The 22,996-nt window shown below is 60.2% G+C and carries 18 protein-coding genes and 1 pseudogene; 15 read left to right on the top strand and 4 right to left on the bottom strand.

Annotated features, from left to right (window positions below; genetic code table 11):
- Positions 1 to 90: 90 nt before the first annotated feature.
- The 4 genes and pseudogenes from ITX55_RS16020 to ITX55_RS16005 all read left to right on the top strand — a co-directional run bounded on the left by ITX55_RS16020 (position 91) and on the right by ITX55_RS16005 (position 5,722).
- Positions 91 to 513, top strand: coding sequence for an NUDIX hydrolase (locus tag ITX55_RS16020; RefSeq protein ID WP_033652539.1), 423 nt, complete (start codon positions 91 to 93; stop codon positions 511 to 513).
- A 231-nt stretch (positions 514 to 744) separates the two neighbouring features.
- Positions 745 to 1,905 (top strand): NapC/NirT family cytochrome c, encoded by a 1,161-nt coding sequence (locus ITX55_RS16015; protein ID WP_223085210.1) that lies wholly within the window; start codon positions 745 to 747, stop codon positions 1,903 to 1,905.
- 12 nt (positions 1,906 to 1,917) lie between these two features.
- Positions 1,918 to 4,391, top strand: a pseudogene (gene torA / locus ITX55_RS16010) (trimethylamine-N-oxide reductase TorA).
- Between the two features lie 155 nt (positions 4,392 to 4,546).
- A complete protein-coding gene (locus ITX55_RS16005) occupies positions 4,547 to 5,722 on the top strand; it encodes a sugar efflux transporter (protein WP_208061186.1) in 1,176 nt (391 codons plus the stop codon).
- On the opposite strand, the gene ITX55_RS16000 is transcribed toward ITX55_RS16005, so the two are convergent.
- A complete protein-coding gene (locus ITX55_RS16000; RefSeq protein ID WP_019453627.1) occupies positions 5,719 to 5,973 on the bottom strand; it encodes a YkgJ family cysteine cluster protein in 255 nt (84 codons plus the stop codon). The two genes, ITX55_RS16005 and ITX55_RS16000, sit on opposite strands and share 4 nt — an antisense overlap.
- Positions 5,974 to 6,244: 271 nt before the next feature.
- Here ITX55_RS16000 and mtr point away from each other — a divergent pair, with 271 nt between their 5' ends.
- Both mtr and yeiP read left to right on the top strand, forming a co-directional pair.
- Positions 6,245 to 7,489 carry a tryptophan permease gene (gene mtr, locus ITX55_RS15995; protein ID WP_047025330.1) on the top strand — a complete coding sequence of 415 codons (1,245 nt, stop codon included), beginning with the start codon at positions 6,245 to 6,247 and terminating at the stop codon, positions 7,487 to 7,489.
- A gap of 126 nt (positions 7,490 to 7,615) precedes the next feature.
- Complete coding sequence (yeiP, locus tag ITX55_RS15990; RefSeq protein ID WP_004935725.1) at positions 7,616 to 8,188, top strand: elongation factor P-like protein YeiP; 573 nt, start codon at positions 7,616 to 7,618, stop codon at positions 8,186 to 8,188.
- 42 nt (positions 8,189 to 8,230) lie between these two features.
- On the opposite strand, the gene uxuA is transcribed toward yeiP, so the two are convergent.
- On the bottom strand, positions 8,231 to 9,421 hold the full coding sequence (gene uxuA, locus ITX55_RS15985) for a mannonate dehydratase (RefSeq protein ID WP_108681576.1): 1,191 nt from the start codon (positions 9,419 to 9,421) through the stop codon (positions 8,231 to 8,233).
- A 292-nt stretch (positions 9,422 to 9,713) separates the two neighbouring features.
- Between uxuA and ITX55_RS15980 the strand changes: the two genes are divergently transcribed.
- The gene (locus tag ITX55_RS15980) at positions 9,714 to 11,186 is read left to right on the top strand and encodes a mannitol dehydrogenase family protein (protein WP_033652533.1); all 1,473 of its coding nucleotides are present in this window, start codon (positions 9,714 to 9,716) and stop codon (positions 11,184 to 11,186) included.
- Positions 11,187 to 11,247: 61 nt separating this feature from the next.
- Here ITX55_RS15980 and ITX55_RS15975 read toward each other — a convergent pair whose 3' ends face one another.
- A complete protein-coding gene (locus ITX55_RS15975) occupies positions 11,248 to 11,556 on the bottom strand; it encodes a type 1 fimbrial protein (RefSeq protein ID WP_004935734.1) in 309 nt (102 codons plus the stop codon).
- A 319-nt stretch (positions 11,557 to 11,875) separates the two neighbouring features.
- Here ITX55_RS15975 and ITX55_RS15970 point away from each other — a divergent pair, with 319 nt between their 5' ends.
- From ITX55_RS15970 to yejF, 8 genes are all read left to right on the top strand, one after another.
- Entirely contained in the window at positions 11,876 to 12,850 is a 975-nt protein-coding gene (locus ITX55_RS15970) for a GTP-binding protein (protein WP_033652532.1), read from the top strand.
- Positions 12,851 to 12,928: 78 nt separating this feature from the next.
- Positions 12,929 to 13,639: a phosphatase PAP2 family protein gene (locus tag ITX55_RS15965; protein ID WP_033643814.1), complete on the top strand. Its 711-nt coding sequence runs from the start codon at positions 12,929 to 12,931 to the stop codon at positions 13,637 to 13,639.
- 410 nt (positions 13,640 to 14,049) lie between these two features.
- Positions 14,050 to 14,625 (top strand): bifunctional murein DD-endopeptidase/murein LD-carboxypeptidase, encoded by a 576-nt coding sequence (gene mepS, locus ITX55_RS15960; protein WP_033643815.1) that lies wholly within the window; start codon positions 14,050 to 14,052, stop codon positions 14,623 to 14,625.
- A 392-nt stretch (positions 14,626 to 15,017) separates the two neighbouring features.
- A complete protein-coding gene (locus tag ITX55_RS15955; RefSeq protein ID WP_033652531.1) occupies positions 15,018 to 16,604 on the top strand; it encodes a cyclic di-GMP phosphodiesterase in 1,587 nt (528 codons plus the stop codon).
- 89 nt (positions 16,605 to 16,693) lie between these two features.
- A complete protein-coding gene (locus tag ITX55_RS15950) occupies positions 16,694 to 18,505 on the top strand; it encodes an extracellular solute-binding protein (protein ID WP_042785061.1) in 1,812 nt (603 codons plus the stop codon).
- A gap of 9 nt (positions 18,506 to 18,514) precedes the next feature.
- A complete protein-coding gene (locus tag ITX55_RS15945) occupies positions 18,515 to 19,609 on the top strand; it encodes a microcin C ABC transporter permease YejB (protein ID WP_033643818.1) in 1,095 nt (364 codons plus the stop codon).
- On the top strand, positions 19,606 to 20,631 hold the full coding sequence (locus tag ITX55_RS15940; protein ID WP_042785062.1) for an ABC transporter permease: 1,026 nt from the start codon (positions 19,606 to 19,608) through the stop codon (positions 20,629 to 20,631). The genes ITX55_RS15945 and ITX55_RS15940 overlap by 4 nt, the downstream gene beginning before the upstream one ends.
- Before the next feature lies 1 nt (position 20,632).
- On the top strand, positions 20,633 to 22,243 hold the full coding sequence (gene yejF, locus ITX55_RS15935; RefSeq protein ID WP_108681578.1) for a microcin C ABC transporter ATP-binding protein YejF: 1,611 nt from the start codon (positions 20,633 to 20,635) through the stop codon (positions 22,241 to 22,243).
- Positions 22,244 to 22,251: 8 nt separating this feature from the next.
- Here the strand turns inward: yejF and ITX55_RS15930 are convergent, their stop codons facing one another.
- Positions 22,252 to 22,596, bottom strand: coding sequence for a YejG family protein (locus tag ITX55_RS15930; protein ID WP_004935763.1), 345 nt, complete (start codon positions 22,594 to 22,596; stop codon positions 22,252 to 22,254).
- Between the last annotated feature and the right edge of the window lie 400 nt (positions 22,597 to 22,996).

Raw genomic sequence — 22,996 nt, 5'->3', positions numbered from 1 at the left:
TTTTGAGCTTACGCACACTTTCATCGGCGCATTGGTCAGCGCCGGGGCAAAATGACATACTGTGCTGAAACTTTGCTGACGGAGAAAAGCATGAATGTAGTGACGGGCGTCGGGGTGATCATCGTGAACCCGCAAGGCGAGATTTTGCTGGGCAAACGCTGCGGCTCCCACGCGCCCTTTTGGTCGATCCCCGGCGGGCATCTGGATGCCGGTGAAACCTTCGAGCAGTGCGCCCAGCGCGAAATTGCCGAAGAAACCGGGTTGATCATCGATCCGCCGCGCTTCGTTGGCGTCAGCAACAATCTGCAAACCTGGCGCGCCGAAGGCAAACACACGGTGTCCATCTGTCTGCAGGTGGCGCATCCCGGCGGCGAAGCCGAGCTGAAAGAACCCGAAAAATGCGCCGAATGGCGCTGGTGCGCGCCAGACTCTCTGCCGGAACCCCATTTCGAAGCCAGCCGCACGGCGATCCGCCTGTGGCTGAGCGGCCAAACCTACTTGCCAACGGCCTGAGCCCTTCGCGAGCGCGCGGCGTTCGCGTTGCCTGCCTCACAACCCATCGCTATATAAAATAGAATATAACGCTATTTTTTGCGATATACGCCATTTTTTTGACTACGGATAACCCCATGGGGTTAACCCTCTTCTATCATTACCCCTGCAATCGACGTGGCATTCTGACCTCCGGTCGGCGGCCTTTTGGCAAGATTTTATTTTAAATTCATAATTATAAGCGGGTTTACCATGAGCAAAAAACTGACTGGCTTTGAAAAAAAGCGCCGGTGGGGATGGCTATGGCTTTTGCTGCTGGGGATTATCCTCGGCGCGGCGCTGTTGGCCGGGACCGCCACCGTATTCCATAAAACCAGCGATACCGCCTTCTGCGTTTCCTGCCACACCATGCAACAACCGCTGGCCGAATATCAGGGCAGCGTCCACTTCCAAAACACCAAGGGTATCCGCGCCGAGTGCGCCGACTGCCACGTGCCGCACCAGCCGATCGATTACCTGTGGACCAAGATCCGCGCGGTAAAAGACATCTACGGCGAGATGGTCGGCACCATCGATACGCCGGAAAAATATGAAGCGCACAAGCTGGCAATGGCGCAGTCGGTCTGGAAGACGCTGAAAGAGAACGACTCGGCCACCTGCCGCTCCTGCCACAGCTACGACGCCATGGACATCACCGCCCAGCGTCCCGAAGCGCGCCTGCAGCACCCGGTGGCGATCAAACAGGGCGAAACCTGCATCGACTGCCATAAAGGCGTGGCCCACATCCTGCCGGACATGAGCGGCGAAACCCAGGCCGGCGCCGCCGAGCTGGCCAAGGCCGCGGCGCTGACCGCACCGGGCGCCACCACCCTCTACACCATCGCCACCGAACCGTTCTTCCTCAGCGCAGACGACAGCCATAATGCCGGCAACCTGATGCCGTCCACCGAAGTGCAGGTGGTGAAACAGGATGGCGACAAGGTGCTGGCCACCGTGAGCGGCTGGCAGCAAGACGGGGTCAGCGAAGTGTTCTACGCCGCGCAGGGCAAACGCATCCTCAGCGTGCTGCTGGGTGAAGACGCGCGCAAACAGCTGAAGACAGCGTCCACCCAGACCGATGCGGAAACCGGCCTGGTCTGGCATCAGGTCTCTCTGCAGGTGTGGCTGCCGCGCAAGCAGCTGATCGACGATCAGCAAAAAATCTGGCGCTACGCCGCGGACATGATGTCGGCCAACTGCACCGGCTGCCACGGGCTGACCGCGCTCGATCGCTTCAACGCCAACCAATGGATCGGCGTCATCAAAGGCATGGCGCCGCGTACCTCGCTGACGCAGGAACAGCTGCGCGTGCTGACACAATACGTACAAAAACACGCCAGCGACATGCCACCTACCGCACCGGCCAAGCTTTAAGGGAGAAGCGCAATGAGCAACCAAAAACCGTTAACCATGAGCCGCCGCCGCTTCCTGACCGGCGCCGCCGCGCTGACCGCCGCCCCGCTGCTGGCGGGATTATGGCCCAAAGCGGCGCTGGCGCAGGCCATCAGCGAAGCGCTGCCGCAGTTCATCGTCTTGCGTCAGGCGCAGAAAGGCATTCTGACCGGCGCCCACTGGGGCGCGTTTGAAGCCATCGTGCAGGACGGCAAGATGGTCGGCGTGCAGCCGGTGCAGGACGATCCGTATCCCAATGAGCTGATCACCATGGCGCCTTATCAGGTGCACGCCGAGAACCGCATCAAATACCCGATGGTGCGCAAAAGCTGGCTGGAAGGCGGCCCCGGCAGCCGCACCGAGCTGCGCGGCCGCGACGAGTGGGTGCGCGTCAGCTGGGACAAAGCCACCGAGCTGGTGTGCAATGAGATCACCCGCCTGCAAAAAGATCACGGCCCGCAGTCGATCTACGCCGGTTCCTACGGTTGGAAAAGCGTCGGCATGCTGCACAACAGCCGCACGCTGCTGCAGCGCCTGATGAACCTGACCGGCGGCTTCCTCGGCTACGCCGGCGACTACTCCACCGGTGCGGCGCAGGTGATCATGTCGCACGTGGTCGGCTCGATGGAGGTCTACGAACAGCAGACCGCCTGGCCGAACGTGATCGAGAACAGCGAGCTGGTGATCCTGTGGGGCTGCAACCCGATGGTCACGCTGAAAAACAGCTGGAACGTGCCGGATCACGTCGGCCAGACCGGCTTCGAGGCGCTGAAGAAAAAAGGCACCCGGGTGATCAGCATCGATCCGGTACACAACGACAGCGCCAAGTTCGTCAATGCGCAGTGGATCGCCCCGCGCCCATACACCGACGGCGCCATGCTGATCGGCATCGCCCATACGCTGCTGACCGAGAAGCTGCATAACCCGGACTTCCTGAAAACCTATACCGTCGGCTTCGACAAGTTCCAGGCCTACCTGCTGGGCGAGAGCGACGGCGTGGCGAAAACCGCCGAATGGGCGGCCGACATCAGCGGCGTCGATGCCGACACGCTGCGCGCGCTGGCGCGCGAGATGGCGAAGCATCGCACCATGATCATGGGCGGCTGGGGCATTCAGCGCCAGCATCACGGCGAACAGCAACACTGGCTGCTGGTGACGGTGGCGGCGATGCTCGGCCAGATCGGCCTGCCGGGCGGCGGCTTCGGCTTCAGCTACCACTATTCGTCCGGCGGCAGCCCGACCGCCAAGGGCGGCATCATCGCCGGCATCTCCGCCGGCAACGCGCCGAAGAACTCGCCGGCGCCGATCCCGGTAGCGCGCATCGCCGAATGCCTGAGCAATCCGGGCAAAACCATCGACTTCAACGGTGCCAAGGTCACCTACCCCGAGGTGAAAATGGTGTATGTGGCGGGTGGCAACACCTTCCACCAGCATCAGGACACCAATAACCTGGTCAAAGCCTGGCAGCGGCCGGACACCATCGTGGTCAACGAGCCTTACTGGACCGCCACCGCCAAGCATGCCGATATCGTCCTGCCGGCCACCACCAGCTACGAGCGCAACGATCTGGAAATGGGCGGCGACTATTCGCAGCTCTACGTGTTCCCGATGCATCAATGCGTGCCGCCACAGCACGAGTCGCGCAGCGACTTCGACATCTTCTCGGCGATGGCGGCCAAGCTGGGCGTGCAGGAGGCCTTTACCGAGGGCAAGGATGAAACCCAGTGGCTGAAAGGCATGTACGACGACATGAAAAACCAGGCGCGCGCGCGCGGGTGGCGCTGCCGCCGTTCGACATGTTCTGGCAATCCAATAACTACGTGCGTTTCCCGGTGCCGGAGGCCAATAAGCAGTGGGTGCGCTTCGCCGATTACCGCGACAACCCGCTGCTGAACCCGCTGGGCACGCCGTCGGGCAAGATCGAAATCTACTCCGACGCCATCGCCAAAATGCATTATGAGGATTGCCCGGGCATCCCGACCTGGATGCCGCCGCACGAGTGGTATCGCGGGCCGGAAGCGGCCAAGTATCCGCTGTCGCTCAATACCGCGCACCCGACCAACCGGCTGCACTCCCAGCTCGACAATACGCCGCTGCGCAAGAAATACGCGGTGGCGGATCGTGAAGCGATCCTGATCCACCCGCAGGACGCGCAGCCGCGCGGCATTACCGGCGGCGATCTGGTGCGGGCGTTTAACGATCGCGGCCAGATCCTGGTAGGGGCGGTGGTCAGCGAAGACGTGCGGCCTGGCGTGGTGCGCATCAGCGAAGGCGCCTGGTTCGATCCGGCCGATCCGGCGCAGCCCGGCTCGCTGTGCAAGAACGGCAACGTCAACTGCCTGACCTTCGACATCGGCTCCTCCAGCCTGGCGCAGGGCAACTGCGGGCAGATGGCGCAGCTGCAGATCGAGAAGTATCAGGGGCCGGCGCTGAAAAATACCGCGCACGCCGTGCCGCAAGGCGCCTGATCCCGCGATAAACAGAGGGCGCAACGCGCCCCCTGTTTTCCTCGTCGCCGCGCGACATAGCCGCTTACCCTGCGCCAAGGGATAGCGGTTTGCGTTTCTTTTCAACGGGCGTATGATGCGCGCGACCTCACTTTTTCGACGAATTCTCCATCGCCATGCCGACTTCATCCGCAGTAACGCGACGCACGCCCGATCTCACTTCGCTGGCCTTTTTGGCGGTGGCCTTCCTGACCGGCATCGCCGGCGCGTTGCAAACCCCGACGCTGAGCCTGTTTCTGGAAACCGAAGTCAAGGTGCGGCCGGCGCTGGTTGGCCTGTTCTTCACCGGCAGCGCGGTGATCGGCATTCTGGTCAGCCAGTTTCTCGCCGGCCGCTCGGATAAAAAAGGCGACCGCAAATCGCTGATCTTCCTCTGCTGTATGCTGGGTGCGCTGGGGTTCACGCTGTTCGCCTGGAGTCGCAATTACTACCTGTTGCTGCTCGTCGGCGTGCTGCTCACCAGCTTCGGTTCCACCGCTAACCCGCAAATGTTCGCCCTGGCGCGCGAACACGCCGATCGCACCGGGCGCGAGGCGGTGATGTTCACCTCCATCATGCGCGCGCAGGTCTCGCTCGCCTGGGTGATAGGCCCGCCGATCGCCTTCGCGCTGGCGCTGGGTTTCGGCTTCAAAACCCTGTATCTGGCGGGCGCGGCGGCCTTTGTCCTGTGCGGCCTGCTGGTGTGGAAACGGCTGCCCTCCATGCCGAAAAGCGCCGTGGCGAGCGCGCCTCTGGCCGCACCGCGCCAGCATCGCCGCGACGCGCTGCTGCTGTTTGGCGCCAGCACCCTGATGTGGACCGCCAACAGCATGTACCTGATCAACATGCCGCTGTATATGGTGCACGAACTGCGGTTGCCGGAGCGGCTGGTCGGCGTGCTGATGGGCACCGCCGCCGGGCTGGAGATCCCGATCATGCTGATCGCCGGCATGGTGGCGAAACGCTGCGGCAAACGGTGTTTGATGCTCGGCGCCGCCGTCGCCGGCGTACTGTTCTACTGCGGCCTGCTGTTTATCACCGGCAGTGGGCAACTCATCGCTCTGCAGCTATTGAATGCGGCGTTTATCGGCGTACTGGCGGGGATCGGCATGCTCTACTTCCAGGATTTGATGCCCGGTCAGGCCGGCACGGCCACCACGCTGTTCACCAACACCATTCGAGTCGGCTGGGTTATCGCCGGCGCCATCGCCGGCGCGGTGGCGGAAATCTGGAACTACCATGCGGTGTTTTACGCCGCGCTGGCGATGGCCGCAGGCGCGACGCTGTGTCTGTGGCGGTTGAAAAACGCTTAAGGCGCGGTGTCCGCTTCCAGCCTGGCGAGGTAGATCAGCGCCTGATCGCGGTGATCGTGGCACATGTCGCGGCTCGGCTGCAGGCTGCCGCACACCTTCGGCCGCAGCGGCGAATGAAACAGGCCGCAGCGCAGCTGTTCATCCAAATGAATGCAGCGGGTATTGGCGGGCTTGCCGTTCGGCATGCCGGGGATCGGGCTGGATATTGACGGCGCGATACAGCAGGCGCCGCAGTCGCTGCGACAGTCCATCAGCGCTACTCCTGGTGGGCTGGGGAAAAGAAGCGCGACAATAGCAGCCGCGTGCGGCGGCCGCCAGCAGAATCCCTGCGCCTTGGCGATCTTTACACTCGTCCCGCAACCGTCTTGCCCCGCCGGATTCGCCGCCTGGCGAATAAACGCCCAAAAAGCCGCAATTTAAAGACAAAAACGCGTGAAGCGTGCAATTCCCACGCTTTACATGCGCCATGCACCCATGTACCATTGAGCTAGTACAAAAGAACCTCTTCCATCAGGAGCACACATGTCTACGGACACCATCCAGAAGCTGGCCCGCCCTTCCGTTCTCGGCGGCGCGATGATCATTGCCGGTACCGCCGTAGGCGCCGGCATGTTTTCCATTCCGATCGTCACTTCCGGTGTCTGGTTCAGCGGCTCCGTCGCGCTGCTGGTGTATACCTGGGCCTGCATGTTGCTTTCCGGCCTGATGATCCTTGAAGCCACGCTGCACTACCCGAGCGGCGCCAGCTTCAACACCATGGTCAAGGATCTGCTGGGCAAAGGCTGGAACGCCGTGAACGGCCTGTCGGTGGCGTTCGTGCTGTACATCCTGACCTACGCCTATATCTCCGCGGGCGGTTCGATCATCGCGCACACGCTGGAGGGCATCGTCGGCGTCGGCCAGACCACCGCCGGCCTGGTGTTCGCGCTGGTCGTGGCGTTTATCGTCTGGCTCTCCACCCGCGCGGTCGACCGCCTGAGCACCATTCTGATCGGCGGCATGGTGATCACCTTCGTGATGTCGGTGGGCGACATGTTCACCCACGTGCAGCCTGCGGTGCTGTTCAATACCGGCGATGACCAGGCCAGCTATCTGCCTTATGCCCTGGCGGCGTTGCCTTACCTGCTGACCTCGTTCGGCTACCACGGCAACATTCCCGGGCTGGTGAAGTACTACCACAAGGACAGCGGCTCCGTGGTGCGCAGCCTGGTGTACGGCACCCTGTTAGCATTGGCTATCTACATCCTGTGGCAGTATGTGATTCAGGGCAATATCGCGCGCGACGCCTTTAAGCAGGTGATCGCCGAGGGCGGCAATATCGGCAGCCTGCTCAAGCAAATGGGCAACGTCTCCAGCAGCCAGACCGTCAGCCAACTGCTGAACGCCTTCTCCTATATGGCGCTGGCCAGTTCGTTCCTCGGCGTGTCGCTGGGCCTGTTCGACTACCTGGCGGACTTCTGCAAATTCAAGGACGACGCCGTCGGGCGCAGCAAGACCGCGCTGGTGACCTTTGTGCCGCCGACCCTGGCCGCGCTGCTGTTCCCGAACGGTTTCCTGTACGCCATCGGCTTCGCCGGGCTGGCGGCCACCATCTGGGCGGTGATCGTGCCGGCGCTGATGGCGCGCGCCAGCCGCCGCCGCTATCCGCAGGCCGGTTATCGCGCACCGGGCGGCAACGGCGTGATCCTGTTCGTCATCCTGTTTGGACTGATCAACGCCGCCGCGCATATTCTGTCGCTGTTCGGCCTGTTGCCGGTCTTCCGGTAATCCCCGACGGGAGGGCTGCCGCCCTCCCTTTCCCGCACTGTTTTTGCGCCGGGCTATTGCCTGAAATCGGCGGCGCGAGTACCTTGTCGCAACTTCTCTAATACTCTTCATTGCGGATGAATTGAAATGGCAAGAGCTAACGAAATTAAACGCGGCATGGCGATCAGCTACAACGGCAAGCTGCTGCTGGTAAAAGATATCGACGTGCAGAGCCCGAGCGCCCGCGGCGCCAGCACCCTGTACAAAATGCGCTTCTCCGACGTGCGCACCGGCCTGAAAGTAGAAGAACGCTTCAAGGGCGACGATATCCTGGACACCATTTCCCTGTCGCGCCGCAAGGTGAACTTCTCCTATATCGACGGCGAAGAATACGTGTTTATGGATGACGAAGATTACACGCCGTACATCTTCAAGAAAGACCAGATCGAAGACGAACTGCTGTTCATTCCGGAAGGCGGCCTGCCGGGCATGCAGGTGCTGACATTGGACGGCCAGGTGCTGGCGCTGGAGCTGCCGCAGACCGTGGATATGGAAATCGTCGAGACCGCGCCGGGCATCAAAGGCGCTTCCGCCAGCGCCCGCAACAAGCCGGCCACCATGGCGACCGGTCTGGTGATCCATGTGCCGGAATACCTCAGCGCCGGCGACAAGATCCGCATTCATATCGCCGAACGCCGCTACATGAGCCGCGCCGACTAGTCGCGCCAGCGGGGCCGATGCTCGGCCCCGTTTCCTTTTCCGCTACGGCAATTCCGGGAAAAAGCGCCGCTTGAGCGCCAGCTCGACGCCGCGCAGCTCCGCCAGCCCTTTCAACCGCCCGATGGCCGAATAGCCCGGATTGGTTTTCTTTTTCAAATCGTCCAGCATCTGATGCCCATGATCGGGGCGCATCGGGATCGGCCGCCGATCGCCCGCCCGCTGCCGACGCCGTTCTTCGGTCAGGATCGCTTCGATCACCGCCACCATGTCCACATCGCCCTGCAGATGCGCCCCCTCGTGGAAGCTTTTCGGGTTTTCCTCGCGGCAGGTGGCGCGTAAGTGGGTAAAGTGAATGCGATCGCCGAAGGTTTCAATCATCCGCACCAGATCGTTGTCGGCGCGCACGCCGTAGGAACCGGTGCATAGGGTGAAGCCGTTATGAATGCTGTCGACGGTCAGCTTCAGCCACTGCATGTCTTCGATCGTGGAGACGATGCGCGGCAGGCCGAGGATCGGCCGCGGCGGATCGTCGGGATGCACCGCCAGCCGGATGCCGGCCTCTTCCGCCACCGGCACGATGGCGCGCAGAAAGACCGCCATGTTTTCGCGCAGCTGCGCCTTGTCGATGCCGTCGTATTCCGTCAGGCGGCGGCGGAACTGCTCCAACGTATAGCCTTCTTCCGCCCCCGGCAGCCCGGCGATGATATTGCCCGTCAGCGTGGCTTTCTCCTCCTCGCTCATGGCGGCGAAATAGGCCGCCGCCTGACTGCGCTCTTGCGCCGTATAGTCCGCCTCGGCGCCGGCGCGTTGCAGGATATGCAGCTCGAACGCGGCGAAGGCGATTTGATCGAAACGCAGCGCTTTGGCGCCGTCCGGCAGCGAATAGGCCAGATCGGTGCGCGTCCAGTCGAGGATCGGCATGAAGTTGTAGCAGACGGTGTCGATGCCGCAGGCCGCGAGATTGCGCAGCGTCTGTTGATAGTTGGCGATATGCCGCCGCCAATCGCCGCTGTGGGTTTTGATCTCTTCATGTACCGGCACGCTCTCTACCACCGACCACACCAGCCCTTTTTCCGCCAGCAGCGCCTGCCGCGCGCGGATCTCGTCGATCGGCCAGACTTCGCCGTTCGCAATATGGTGCAGCGCCGTGACCACCCCGGTCGCCCCAGCCTGACGCACGTCATCCAAAGAGACCGGATCGTTCGGGCCATACCAACGCCATGTTTGTTCCATGTTGTGTCCTTATGCCTGTCTCGCATTGCAATGTTGTTATACCAGTTTAATTTAGATGTCAGCTAGCTTTAACTTACTCTTTCGCCGCGCGCTGTCAAAATTGAACCGTTCATTGGTTGATCCGCTTCACGATTCTGGCTTATTTTGGCCTGACCAATTCCCTTAACCTGCCGACAACTTTAGACTGGTGGCAGTTTTTTATCGCCGGCGCCCCGCTGTCCATGCGTCGGCAAACTGGTCCGCTAACTTGACGCAAGTGGCCCGCCAGCTGTCTACTCGCTTTGGAGATGAGATGAATACGATCGCCAACACCCCGCTGCCGGGCGCCGTCCGGCAACCGAATTATGATCGCCGGGCCCTGCGCAGCCGCATCGTGCACCTGGGTTTCGGCGCGTTCCACCGTGCGCATCAGGCGCTGCTGACCGATCGGGTGTTGAACGCCCAGGGCGGCGACTGGGGCATTTGCGAGATCAGCCTGTCCGGCGGCGTGCCGCTGTTTCAGGCGCTGCGGCAACAGGATCATTTATACAGCGTGCTGGAGAAAGGCGCGGACGGCCATCAGGCCCTGGTGATCGGCGCAGTGCATGAGAGCGTGCACCGCAAGCTGGAGGGCATCGCCGCGGTGTTGGAGAAGCTGGCCGAGCCGCAGGTGGCGATCGTCTCGATGACCATTACCGAAAAGGGCTACTGCATCGAACCCGGCAGCGGGCGGCTGGATCGGCGGCATCCGGGGATCGTCGCCGATCTGGCGGCGCCGCATCAGCCGCAGACCGCGCCCGGCATTTTGGTGGAGGCGCTGCGGCTGCGGCGTGAACGCGAGCTGCCCGCCTTCACCCTGCTCTCCTGCGACAATATTCCGGAGAACGGCCACGTGCTGCGCCGGGCAGTGCTCGATTTGGCGCAGGCGCGGGATCCGTCGCTCGCCGACTGGATCGCCTCCGCCGCCACCTTCCCCTGCACCATGGTCGATCGCATCGTGCCGGCCGCCACGCCGGCCACGCTGGATGAGATCGCCGCCGCGCTGGGCGGCGTGCGTGACGAATGCGCCATCGCCTGCGAGCCCTTCATTCAATGGGTCGTGGAAGACAATTTCGCCGCCGGACGCCCGGCGTGGGAGCTGGCCGGCGCCCAGTTGGTCCGCGATGTGCTGCCGTTTGAGCATATGAAGCTGCGCATGCTGAACGGCAGCCACTCGTTCCTGGCATATCTCGGTTACCTGGGTGGCTACCGCTATATCAACGAGTGCATGGCGGACGAGCACTACCGCCGCGCCGCACAGCGGCTGATGCTGTGCGAGCAGGCCCCGACCCTGAGCGTCACCGGCATCAGTCTGCCCGACTACGCCGCGCAGCTTATCGCGCGCTTCAGCAATCCGGCGCTGCAACACCTCACCTGGCAGATCGCCATGGACGGCACGCAAAAGCTGCCGCAGCGCCTGCTGGACGCCGTGCGCTGGCATCTGCGGCACGGCGGCGACTATAGCGGGCTGGCGCTGGGCGTGGCGGGCTGGATGCGGTACGTCGGCGGTGTCGATGACGCCGGCCAACCCATCGACATTCGCGATCCGCTGGCAGATGTCCTGCAACAGACGATCGCCGCCACTCCGGACGATCGGCGGCGCGTAACGGCGCTCCTGGCGCTGAAATCGGTGTTTGGCGAACAGCTGGCGACGCATGCCGCGTTTACCGAGGCGGTGACGCAAGCCTATTTGTCACTGCGCGATCGCGGTGCGCGTGAAACGGTGAAGGAGTGGGTGAAGCGGTGAAGTGCCTGCAGGCTGAGAATAACCATGCCGACGTAACGTTACGCCGGCATGGCGGAACGACTTAACGATAAACGACCGTCATAACAGCAAGTTTCTTCTGTTGGTCTACCCACTTCATTTCGGTTGTGCCAAGATTCAGCGGAAGTTCTTTGCGTGTAGTATCAAAACCTGACAACGCTTGCTGGGCCTGATAATGCTGGCCGTTGCGGTAACATTGCGTATTCGCCTTAGAATCTGCAATCTTGACCGTGCAAGGACTTTCAACGATAGAGCCGACGAAGCGAATTACCCCGCCGGCCACTCCTGCCTGACTCACTGCCGTCCATGAAAACAACATTCCTACGATCAAAAATAACCGAAAGGTATTCATGGCAACCTCATTTTTAGTTAAGCCAATTTAACCATAGAGGATCTTGTTCGGAATAATCGCAAGGAAAGGGACGAGATTTGATCGTTAATCGCGTCATTAACAATGTAAAAACAAGCTACTAACAAAAGTTAACCGTATCTAATACAGGGTTTTATCTAAGAATTTTCTTGCCAAAAAAAGTGGATTTTGCCGGTTGAAAAGCGCAGGGTGGCGTGCAAAATTTGTGAGGCAGAGCACAAATTAAATCGCGCTCGCCGCCGCGACCGCGCAGAATCGCTCATTTATTAGGCAGGTTGATTTTTGCACCCAGGAATGATTAATGACTAAAACCAATCTGATTACCGGCTTCCTCGGCAGCGGTAAAACCACCGCCATCCGCCATTTGCTGGCCCATAAGCCCGAGCATGAACGCTGGGCGGTACTGGTCAACGAATTCGGCGAAATAGGCATCGACGGCGCGCTGCTGGCGGACAGCGGCGCGGTGCTCAAAGAGATCCCCGGCGGCTGCATGTGCTGCGTCAACGGCCTGCCGATGCAGGTGGGTCTGAATATGCTGTTGCAGCAGACCAAACCGGACCGGCTGCTGATCGAGCCGACCGGGCTCGGGCATCCGAAGCAAATCCTGTCGCTGCTGACCCAGGAGAGCTATGCCGGCTGGATCGATCTGCAGGCCACGCTGTGCCTGCTGGATGCCCGTCAACTCAGTCAGCCCCGCTACCGCGACAACGAAAACTTCCGCGATCAGCTGGCCGCGGCCGACGTTATCCTGGCCAGCAAAAGCGATACCTATCGGCCGGAAGACAGACGGGCGCTGGAAGCCTGGACGGCGCAAGATCCGCTGCAGCGGCCCTGCTACGCCATCGCGCAAGGTGAGGCGGATGTCGCGTTGTTGTCACTTCCTCGCACAAATCGTACAGAATTGCCGGACGCACGACATCATCATGGTCAGGCGAAAACGCAAGGACTGGCGGCGTTGCGGCTGCCGGAGAACGCGCGTTGGCGGCGAGCGCTGAACGAAGGGCAAGGCTTCACCAGCTGCGGCTGGATTTTTGACGGCGACACCCGGTTCGACACCGTCGGCTTTATGGAATGGGTGCGGCTGGCGCCGGTCGAACGTGCCAAAGGCGTGGTGCGCATCCCCGAAGGCACGTTGCTGATCAATCGCCAGGGCCAGGATCTCAACATCGAAACCCGCCCGAACGCGCCGCTCGACAGCCGGGTTGAACTGATCCACAGCGAAAATGCCGACTGGAACGCCCTGCAATCCGCCTTGTTTAAGATTCGTTTAAGTTAAACCCCGTACCGTTGCCCCCCCGGTTGCCGCAGGGCGGCCGGTTTTGTTTCATTTTCATTTTTCCAACAGGTTTATGTCATGACACGCCGCAATTTACCCTTCATTCTCTTCTTCAACTTACTGGGCGTTGCGCTGTTTCTGTCCTGGTTCCTGCCGGCCAATCACGGCGGCTGGTTTACCCTGGATTCGGCGATCTTCTTCTTCTTTAACCGCCATCTGGCTACCGACCCAGCATTTTTGCACCTGGTCGCCATCACCAACAACCGCGCGTTCGATGTGATTTCGCTGCTCGCCATGGGCCTGCTGTATTTGTACTTCTACCTGAAGCAGGACGCCGCCGGCCGCCGCCGTCTGGTGATCACCGGCGTGGTGATGCTGCTGACCGCCGTGGTGCTGAATCAGCTTGGCCACCTGCTGCCGGTGAAGCATCCGAGCCCCACCCTGACCTTCGACAATATCAATCGCGTCAGCGCATTGACCGGCATCCCCACCAAGGACGCCTCCGGCGACAGCTTCCCCGGCGACCACGGCATGATGCTGATTATTTTTTCCTGCTTTATGCTGCGCTATTTCGGCCGCGGCGCCTTCGCCGTCGCCCTGCTGATTACGCTGATCTTTTCATTGCCACGCGTGATGATTGGCGCCCACTGGTTTACCGATATCGCCGTAGGCTCGCTGTCCGTGGTCTTGGTTGGCGCCAGTTGGGTGCTGATGACGCCTTGCAGCGACTGGATTATCGAACGGTTGAATCGCCTGTTGCCCGGCAAGCACCGCCCCGGCCAACCATAACTTACGTCTATGAGTCATTCCGGGAGGTGCCCGCCTCCCGCGTTTTATCCCCTCGCGATGCGCAACATTTCTCCGCCCCCCGTTAACGCTTTTGCAACCTGATTTCACGCCAGATTCATACATCGGACAATTGGCGTTTTTTATATGAAGATTTACATTATGTTACATCACAAATTCATATAAAAAAGACCGGAAAAAGACTCGCAATCCCCTATTTGTTCCGGTAATCTCAGATGCGTTTGTGCCTGGTTTAAGTCGAATCAGTACGGAATCCGATAAAAATGTGCGTTCCCGCACGTTTTCAACGGTAACTGATTGTCGATGCAACAGGTGCGGACTAGGCTCGTTTCGTTTGGCATTTTTCAGGTAGCGACTTTCGTCGTTAAGGACTTCAAGGGAAAACAACAACAATGGTCAAATCTCAACCGTTTCTGAGATATTTTTTGCGGGTAGTCCCTGCAATTGCCGCTGCGGTTATGCTGTCAGCGTGCAGCTCGACTCACACTTCGAACTTGAGTAACGCACAAACTGAGATGCGTGCAGTTAATGACAAAGACGGTCTTTTACTGCAAGCCTCTCAGGATGAATTCGAAGCGATGGTCCGCAACGTTGACGTCAAGTCAAAGATTATGGATCAGTACGCGGACTGGAAAGGCGTTCGCTACCGTTTAGGCGGTGACACCAAGCGCGGCATCGATTGCTCGGCGTTTGTACAGCGCACCTTCCGCGAACAGTTCGGCATGGATTTACCGCGTTCTACCTACGAACAGGAAGATCTCGGTAAGAAAATCCAGCGCACCAAACTGCGCGCCGGCGATTTGGTGCTGTTCCGCGCCGGTTCTACCGGGCGCCATGTCGGCATCTATTTAGGCAACGATCAGTTCGTTCACGCTTCTACCAGCAGTGGCGTCATGATTTCCAAGCTGACCGATAACTATTGGAATAAACGTTATCGAGAAGCGCGCCGAGTGTTGACCAACGGCTGACGGCGCAACGCCCTGAAGATCCTGAATACCAAACGAGCGATAAACGCCGCCTACGGGCGGCGTTTTTTTTGGCTGTCAAACGAGAGCCACCGGGGCTGAACCAGGCCTTATCGTCACCTCACACCATTATTTTGATAAACTGCCGGCCGGAAATCGCGCCGACGAGGAAAAACTCGCCTATTATCGTCAGATGACGGCAACGGCGCGCCCGGCGTTATTTAAAACGTTTCCGCTTAATAGGTGCATTATATTTCTGTCGGCGACGCCTTGTATTTAAACGGCGTCGCCGGTTGGGTACGGGATAAAAGGCAAAAAATGAAAAAAAAGCCGTTGGCACAATCCATTAAATGGCTGCGCGACACGCCTGACGCCCCGTTGCAGAGGTCTCGGTTATGGGCTTGAAAAGGGCGTTCTCTCGCAGCGTGTCGCACCGACAGCGCAGTCTGGCCAAAAGCGTTGTCGCCGCCCTGCTATTTTTTACGCTATTCACCGCGGTCACACTTTCTTTGATCAACCACCAGCGCACGCAATATCAACACAAGGTTGAAGCGCGTACGCAAAAATTCGCGCTGGGTTATATCTCGCACCTGACGGATGTCATGCAAAAAATGATGCCGCTGCTGGACAAACCCTGTCTCTCAAGCCAGTCGGACATCACCTATCAGGCGGCCTTTACCAGCGGCGTACGCACCTTCCTGCTGGTGAAAGACGGTTACGCCTACTGCTCCTCCGCCACCGGCGACATGATGCTGCCGATGAAAAACCTGTATCAGGACATCGATACCCACCTGCCTTTGGATCTGAAGCTGCAGCAGGGCACGCCGATCGTGCCGGACAAGCCGGCGGTCGCGGTTTGGCTACGGCATCCTGGCGCATCGGCGACCGGCATCCTCGCCACGCTGGACATCAATTTGATGCCCTACCTGCTGTTCACTTCGCATGACGAGCAGGCGCCGGGCATCGCCATCGTGATGGGCAACCGCGCGCTGACCACCTTCAGCCCGAACCTGATGCCGATCGCGCAGTTGCCGCAAGACAAGGCGGACACCCTGACGCTGCCCAATCTGCCGCTGAGCATCCTGTTCTACAACGAGAAACTGACGCCCAACGATATTCGCCTGACGCTGCTGGGCAGCCTGGTGCTGTCGCTGATGATCGGCGTGCTCTGCTACTACATGCTGCTGTTGCGGCAAAGCCCGGAGCGCGCGCTGCTGCGCGGCATTAAGCGCAACGAGTTCTTCATCGAATATCAGCCGGTGTTCCATACCGGCAGCAACAGCATCGGCGGGCTGGAAGCGTTGATCCGCTGGCAGCATCCTATCGAGGGCCGCATTCCCCCGGATGTCTTTATCCCGTACGCCGAAAGCAACGGGCTGATCGTGCCGCTCACCCGCCATCTGTTCAGGCTGATTGCCGAAGATGCGCCGCAGCTCGCCAAGGCGCTGCCGCGGGGAGGCAAGGTCGGCCTCAATATTTCCCCCGCCCACCTTAGCGCGCCGTCATTCCATCAGGACGTGTATGAACTGTTGGCGCAGCTGCCGGGCGATTACTTTACGCTGGTGTTTGAAATCACCGAACGCGGCATGGTGGAAGAAGAGAGCGCGCTGGCGGAGTTCGACTGGCTGCATAAACAGGGCATCGAGATCGCGGTGGACGATTTTGGCACCGGCCACAGCGCGTTGATCTATCTTGAGCGTTTCACCATGGATTACCTGAAGATTGATCGCGGCTTCGTCAACACCATCGGCCAGGACACCGTCACCGCACCGGTGCTGGATGCGGTGATTTCGCTGGCGAAAAAGCTGAAAATGCTGACGGTAGCCGAAGGGGTGGAAACCGCCGAGCAGATGCAGTTCCTGCAAGAACGCGGCGTTAACTTCATGCAGGGCTATTACTTCAGCAAGCCGCTTAGCATCGCTAATTTCGTCGCTTACTGCAACGCTCATCAGGTCTTTGATTATCAGGAAAAAAATAGTTAATCTTTAAGCATCTTTACCCTGCGCCCGCCCGAAGAATGTTATGCTGGGCGCCGGTTGTACTTTATTCCACAGCAGGAGCTTACCGTCTGATGTCCGTGCGCATTTTCGCTGCTCTGGTGCTCTCGGCACTGAGCTTCGCCTCGCAGGCCGAAGCCCTCAACGAAAGCTACGCTTTCGCCCTTCTCGGTGAACCGAAATACGCCGCCGACTTCAGCCATTTCGACTACGTCAATCCGGCGGCGCCCAAGGGCGGCGACGTGCGCCTGGCGGCCATCGGCACCTACGATAACTTCAACCGCTTCGCTACCCGGGGCGTGCCCGGCGAGCGCACGGATCAACTTTACGACACGCTGTTCGCAACGTCCGACGACGAACCCGGCAGCTTTTATCCGCTGATTGCCGAATCGGCGCGCTTCCCGGCCGACATGCGTTGGGTGGAAGTGGATATCAACGCCCGCGCGCGTTTCCACGACGGCAGCCCGATCACCGCCGCCGACGTGGCCTTCACCTTCAGCAAATTCATGGCCGAGGGCGTGCCGCAGTTTCGCTCCTACTACAAAGGCGTCACGGTCAAAGCCATCTCTCGGTTGACGGTGCGCATTGAATTCCCGCAGCCGAACAAAGAAGCGATGCTGTCGTTATTCGGCAGCCTGCCTATTCTCCCGGCCGCCTTTTGGCAAAACCATAAGCTCAACGAGCCGCTCAACACGCCGCCGCTGGCCAGCGGCCCGTATAAAATCGGCGATTATCGCCTCGGCCAGTACATCACCTATCAACGGGTGCGCGACTACTGGGCCGCCAACCTGCCGGTGAACCGCGGCCGCTATAACTTCGACAGCATTCGCTACGATTATTATCTGGACGATAAAGTGGCGCTGGAAGCGTTCAAGGCCGGCGCTTACGATTTCCGCATCGAGCCGTCGCCCAAGAGCTGGGCCACCCAGTATCAGGGTGGCAACTTCGCGCGCAACTACATCATCAAACAGGACGAGACCAACCAGGCGGCGCAAAACACCCGCTGGCTGGCGTTCAACATCCAAAAACCGCTGTTTGCCGACCCGCGCGTGCGCGAGGCGATCACCCTGGCTTTCGACTTTAACTGGATGAACAAGGCGCTGTATTACAACGCCTATCAACGCGCCGACAGCTATTTCCAAAACACCGCCTACGCCGCCCGCGGCTATCCGGACGCCGCCGAACTGGCGCTGCTGGCGCCGCTCAAAGGCCAGGTGCCGCCTGAGGTGTTCACCAGCATCTATCAACCGCCCGCCTCCGACGGCAGCGGCAACGATCGGCAAAATCTGCTGAAGGCGACCCAACTTTTGAAAGAGGCCGGTTGGGTGGTCAAAAATCAAAAGTTGGTCAACGCCAAAACCGGCCAGCCGTTCGCCTTTGAGCTGATGCTGCTGAGCGGCAGCAACTTCCAGTACGTGTTGCCGTTCCGCCACAACCTGCAGCGGTTGGGCATCGATATGGCAATCCGCGAGATCGACGCCTCGCAATATACGCGCCGCATGCGCGAACGCGACTTCGATATGATGCCGACGGTGTACATGGCGATGCCGTTCCCCACCGCCAATTTACGCATCATTTGGGATTCGGAGTACATCAACTCCAGCTATAACACCCCCGGCGTCAAGGACCCGGCGGTCGACAGCCTGGTCAGGCAAATCGCTGAGCATCAGGGCGACGAAAAAGCGCTGCTGCCGCTCGGCCGCGCGTTGGATCGGGTGTTGACCTGGAACCGCTACATGCTGCCGATGTGGTACTCCAACCACGACCGCTACGCCTATTGGGACAAGTTCTCCACGCCGCCGATCCGCCCGGCCTACGCCATCGGCTTCGACAACTGGTGGTACGATGTCAACAAGGCGGCGCGCTTGCCGGCTCAACGTCAATAAGGAGTCGGCATGGCAGCCTATCTGATACGCAGACTGTTGCTGGTGATCCCCACGCTGTGGGCGATCATCACCATCAACTTTTTTATCGTGCAAATCGCCCCCGGCGGCCCGGTCGATCAGGCCATCGCCGCCATCGAACTGGGTCAGGGCAGCGGTTTCGGCAGCGGCGGGGTCAATGAAGGCCTGGGGCACGCCAGAGCCGGCGTCCCGGCCGCGACCGAAGGGCAATACCGCGGCTCGCGCGGCCTGGATCCGGAGGTGATCGCCGAGATCACCCAGCGTTATGGCTTCGATAAACCGCTGCACGAACGCTATTTCACCATGCTGTGGAACTACATGCGCTTTGACTTCGGCGACAGCCTGTTTCGCGGCGCTTCGGTGATGCAACTGATCGGCCAAAGCCTGCCGGTCTCCATCACGCTGGGCCTTTGGAGCACGCTGATCATCTATCTGGTGTCGATCCCGCTCGGCATCCGCAAGGCCGTCCACAACGGCAGCGCGTTCGATACCTGGAGCAGCACGCTGATCATTATCGGCTACGCCATTCCGGCGTTCCTGTTCGCCATCCTGCTGATCGTGCTGTTCGCCGGCGGCAGCTATCTCGACTGGTTCCCGCTGCGCGGCCTGGTCTCCAGCAACTTCGATACCCTCTCGTGGCCGGCGAAGATCGCCGACTATCTGTGGCACATCACGCTGCCGGTGCTGGCGACGGTGATCGGCGGTTTCGCCACCCTGACCATGCTGACCAAAAACTCGTTCCTCGACGAGATCCGCAAACAGTACGTCACCACCGCCCGCGCCAAGGGCCTGGACGAGAAAAAGATCCTGTACCGCCACGTGTTCCGCAACGCCATGCTGCTGGTGATCGCCGGTTTTCCTGCCACCTTTATCAGCATGTTTTTCACCGGCTCGCTGCTGATTGAGGTGATGTTCTCGCTTAACGGCCTGGGGCTGCTGGGTTACGACGCCACGCTGCAGCGCGACTACCCGGTGATGTTCGGCACGTTATATATCTTCACCCTGATCGGCCTGCTGTTGAACATCCTCAGCGATATCACCTATACCCTGGTCGATCCGCGCATTGACTTCGAGGCCCGCCAATGAGCCGCCTTAGCCCAATCAATCAGGCGCGCTGGGCGCGTTTTCGCCGCAACCGCCGCGGTTACTGGTCACTGTGGATCTTTCTGGCGCTGTTCACGCTCAGCCTGGCCGCCGATCTTATCGCCAACGACAAACCGCTGTTGGTGCGTTATGAAGGCCGGCTATACCTGCCGTTTATGATCAACTACAGCGAAACCGCGTTCGGCGGCGAACTGAACACCGAAGCCGACTATCAGGATCCGTTCGTCCAGCGCCAAATCGACCGGCATGGCTGGGCGATCTGGGCGCCGATCCGTTTCAGCTACGACACGATCAACTTCGCCACCGAGGTGCCCTTCCCCTCCCCGCCTTCGCGCCATAACCTGCTGGGCACCGACAGCAACGGCGGCGACGTGCTGGCCCGCGTGCTGTATGGTTTTCGCATTTCGATGCTGTTCGGCCTGGCGCTGACGCTGTTTTCCAGCCTGATCGGCGTGTGCGTCGGCGCGACACAGGGGTATTACGGCGGGCGTTTCGATCTGTGGGGGCAACGCTTTATCGAAGTGTGGTCGGGCATGCCGACGCTGTTTCTGATCATTCTGCTGTCGAGCATCGTCCAGCCCAATTTCTGGTGGCTGCTCGGCATCACTATTCTGTTCGGCTGGATGAGCCTGGTGGGCGTGGTGCGCGCCGAGTTCCTGCGCACCCGCAACTATGACTATATCCGCGCCGCGCGCGCCATGGGCGTGCCGGATCGCGTGATCATGTCCCGCCACATGCTGCCCAACGCCATGGTGGCGACGCTGACCTTCCTGCCGTTTATCCTCTGCGGCTCGATCACCACCCTGACGTCGCTCGATTTTCTCGGCTTCGGTCTGCCGATCGGTTCGCCGTCGCTCGGCGAACTGCTGCTGCAAGGCAAAAACAATCTGCAGGCGCCGTGGCTCGGCATCACCGCCTTCCTGGTGCTGGCAGTGCTGCTGTCGTTATTAATCTTTATCGGCGAAGCGGTACGCGACGCCTTTGACCCCAGCAAGGCGCATTGATATGGCTACACCTCTGCTCGCCATCCAGGATCTCAGCATCGCCTTCCGCCAGGGCGACGCCGTCACGCCGGTGGTCAACGAACTCTCTTTGCAAATAGCCCCGGCGGAAACGCTGGCGCTGGTGGGAGAATCCGGCTCCGGCAAAAGCGTCACCGCCCTGTCGATACTGCGACTGCTGCCCGCGCCGCCGGTGGTTTACCCTGGCGGCGATATTCTGTTCAACGGCAACTCGTTGTTGCATGCGCCGGAGGCTGAACTGCGCAAGGTGCGCGGCAATCAGATCGCGATGATCTTTCAGGAACCGATGGTGTCGCTCAATCCGCTGCACACCATTGAGAAGCAACTGGCGGAAGTGCTGATGCTGCACCGCGGCCTGCGGCGCGAAACCGCGCGCGCAGAGATCGTCGACTGTCTGGAGCGCGTCGGCATCCGCCAGGCCAAAACCCGGTTGCAGGACTATCCGCATCAGCTCTCCGGCGGTGAACGCCAACGCGTGATGATCGCCATGGCGGTGTTAACCCGCCCGAAATTGCTGATTGCCGACGAACCCACCACCGCGCTCGACGTGACTATCCAGGCGCAGATCCTGACACTGTTGCAAGAATTGAAACAAGAAATGGGCATGGGGTTGCTGTTCATCACCCATAACCTGAATATTGTGCGCCGTCTGGCGGACAACGTGGCGGTGATGCGTCAGGGCCGTTGCGTGGAGCAAAACGGCCGCGCACAGCTGTTCAGCCGGCCGCAGCATCCCTACACACGGCAACTGCTGGCCGCCGAGGAGGTCGGCGAACCGCTGCCGCTGCCGGCCGCAGCCAGCGCGCGCCCCGGCGATGAGCGGCCGCTGCTCAAGGTGGAAGATCTGCAGGTGCGATTCCCCATTCGGCGCGGCCTGCTGCGCCGCACGGTGGACTATCACTATGCGTTGAAGTCATTGAGTTTCGAACTGCGCGCCGGAGAGAGCGTGGGGCTGGTGGGGGAATCCGGATCGGGTAAAAGCACCACCGGGCTGGCGCTATTACGTCTGCTGGCCTCGCAGGGGGCCATCTGGTTCGACGGCGAACCGCTCCACCCGCTGACAATGAAACAAATGCTGCCCTACCGCAGCCGGATGCAAATCGTCTTCCAGGATCCGTATTCCGCCCTCAACCCGCGCCTGAACGTACAGCAGATCATCGCCGAAGGGCTGGAAGTGCACCAGCGGCTGAACGCCGAGCAGCGGGAACAGCGCGTGATCGAGGTGTTGCAGGAGGTCGGCCTGGATCCGCAGCTGCGCCACCGCTACCCCACCGAGTTTTCCGGCGGCCAGCGCCAGCGCATCGCCATCGCGCGCGCGCTGATCCTGCAGCCGCAGTTGCTGATCCTCGACGAGCCGACCTCTTCGCTGGATAAATCGGTGCAGGCGCAGATCCTGACGCTGCTGAAATCGCTGCAGCAACGACACCGGCTGGCTTATCTGTTCATCAGCCATGACCTGCAGGTGGTGCGTTCGCTGTGCCACCAGGTGATTGTGCTGCGACAGGGAGAAGTGGTTGAGCAGGGAGACTGCCGGGCGATTTTCGCGGCGCCCGCAGCCGACTATACCCGACAACTGTTGCAGTTGGCGGATTAGCGGCGAATTCAGAAGGGGTATTGCGCGCTGAGCGGTTCGGCGATCGCGGCGCCGACGTTTTTCAGGCGGCACATCGTCGCGCTCTCATCGCTGCGCTGCACGAACAGGCAAGGTTCCCCTTCCCATTCGACGATCGCGCAGTCGACCTGAATCTCCTGCAACGACAGATTAAGCTGTTGCATCACCTGCCAGGCCTCGGCCCCTTCATGGCTGAGCAGCTTCAGTCCAATCAGGTTGTTATCCTCGTCTATTCCGTTAAACGGAATCGGTTCGACCTTTACGCCGGTGAAACCGGATAGCCAACGATAACTTTGCGGCAAGCGATGCACTACCGAAAGTTGGATACTCTCCACATGAAATCCCTAGTTTGAAAAGGTGAAACACTTTTACCTGACAGGGTTACTAAGTTATAGCCGTTGACTCCCGACTCTGCCGCGCACAAATGTTATTTAAATGTAAATTTTGCCGCAAGCCATTAACCTGACCCCGTGCTTGCCGATGCCGTGCCATTTTTTGGCGCGCCGTGCGGTGTTATTTCACGGCATTTTGCGACTCAGCTCGCATTTTTGCGTTATATGTAACCCTTTCCCGCAGCGATCTCAACTCTTTTTTCTTGCAATGCGACTACTTTTTAGTCGCCATATTTTTACATTGAAGAAACATTTCACCCGTCGCGTTAGCGCACCGCACTCCGCTAATGCCTTGATTTACATCATCCCTAATGCAAACCGCCCGCACCGACCCGCCGGCAAA

The organism is Serratia sp. EWG9 (genome assembly GCF_019913725.1).
Classification (GTDB): Bacteria; Pseudomonadota; Gammaproteobacteria; order Enterobacterales; family Enterobacteriaceae; genus Serratia; species Serratia ureilytica.
The sequence above is the reverse complement of the archived record's forward strand: the minus strand, read 5'-3'. Positions and strand labels throughout refer to the sequence as shown.

Coding starts and splice junctions, on each gene's coding strand:
- ITX55_RS16020 (WP_033652539.1), top strand. CDS start 91: ATGAATGTAGTGACGGGCGTCGGGGTGATCATCGTGAACCCGCAAGGC.
- ITX55_RS16015 (WP_223085210.1), top strand. CDS start 745: ATGAGCAAAAAACTGACTGGCTTTGAAAAAAAGCGCCGGTGGGGATGG.
- ITX55_RS16005 (WP_208061186.1), top strand. CDS start 4,547: ATGCCGACTTCATCCGCAGTAACGCGACGCACGCCCGATCTCACTTCG.
- ITX55_RS16000 (WP_019453627.1), bottom strand. CDS start 5,973: ATGGACTGTCGCAGCGACTGCGGCGCCTGCTGTATCGCGCCGTCAATA.
- mtr (WP_047025330.1), top strand. CDS start 6,245: ATGTCTACGGACACCATCCAGAAGCTGGCCCGCCCTTCCGTTCTCGGC.
- yeiP (WP_004935725.1), top strand. CDS start 7,616: ATGGCAAGAGCTAACGAAATTAAACGCGGCATGGCGATCAGCTACAAC.
- uxuA (WP_108681576.1), bottom strand. CDS start 9,421: ATGGAACAAACATGGCGTTGGTATGGCCCGAACGATCCGGTCTCTTTG.
- ITX55_RS15980 (WP_033652533.1), top strand. CDS start 9,714: ATGAATACGATCGCCAACACCCCGCTGCCGGGCGCCGTCCGGCAACCG.
- ITX55_RS15975 (WP_004935734.1), bottom strand. CDS start 11,556: ATGAATACCTTTCGGTTATTTTTGATCGTAGGAATGTTGTTTTCATGG.
- ITX55_RS15970 (WP_033652532.1), top strand. CDS start 11,876: ATGACTAAAACCAATCTGATTACCGGCTTCCTCGGCAGCGGTAAAACC.
- ITX55_RS15965 (WP_033643814.1), top strand. CDS start 12,929: ATGACACGCCGCAATTTACCCTTCATTCTCTTCTTCAACTTACTGGGC.
- mepS (WP_033643815.1), top strand. CDS start 14,050: ATGGTCAAATCTCAACCGTTTCTGAGATATTTTTTGCGGGTAGTCCCT.
- ITX55_RS15955 (WP_033652531.1), top strand. CDS start 15,018: ATGGGCTTGAAAAGGGCGTTCTCTCGCAGCGTGTCGCACCGACAGCGC.
- ITX55_RS15950 (WP_042785061.1), top strand. CDS start 16,694: ATGTCCGTGCGCATTTTCGCTGCTCTGGTGCTCTCGGCACTGAGCTTC.
- ITX55_RS15945 (WP_033643818.1), top strand. CDS start 18,515: ATGGCAGCCTATCTGATACGCAGACTGTTGCTGGTGATCCCCACGCTG.
- ITX55_RS15940 (WP_042785062.1), top strand. CDS start 19,606: ATGAGCCGCCTTAGCCCAATCAATCAGGCGCGCTGGGCGCGTTTTCGC.
- yejF (WP_108681578.1), top strand. CDS start 20,633: ATGGCTACACCTCTGCTCGCCATCCAGGATCTCAGCATCGCCTTCCGC.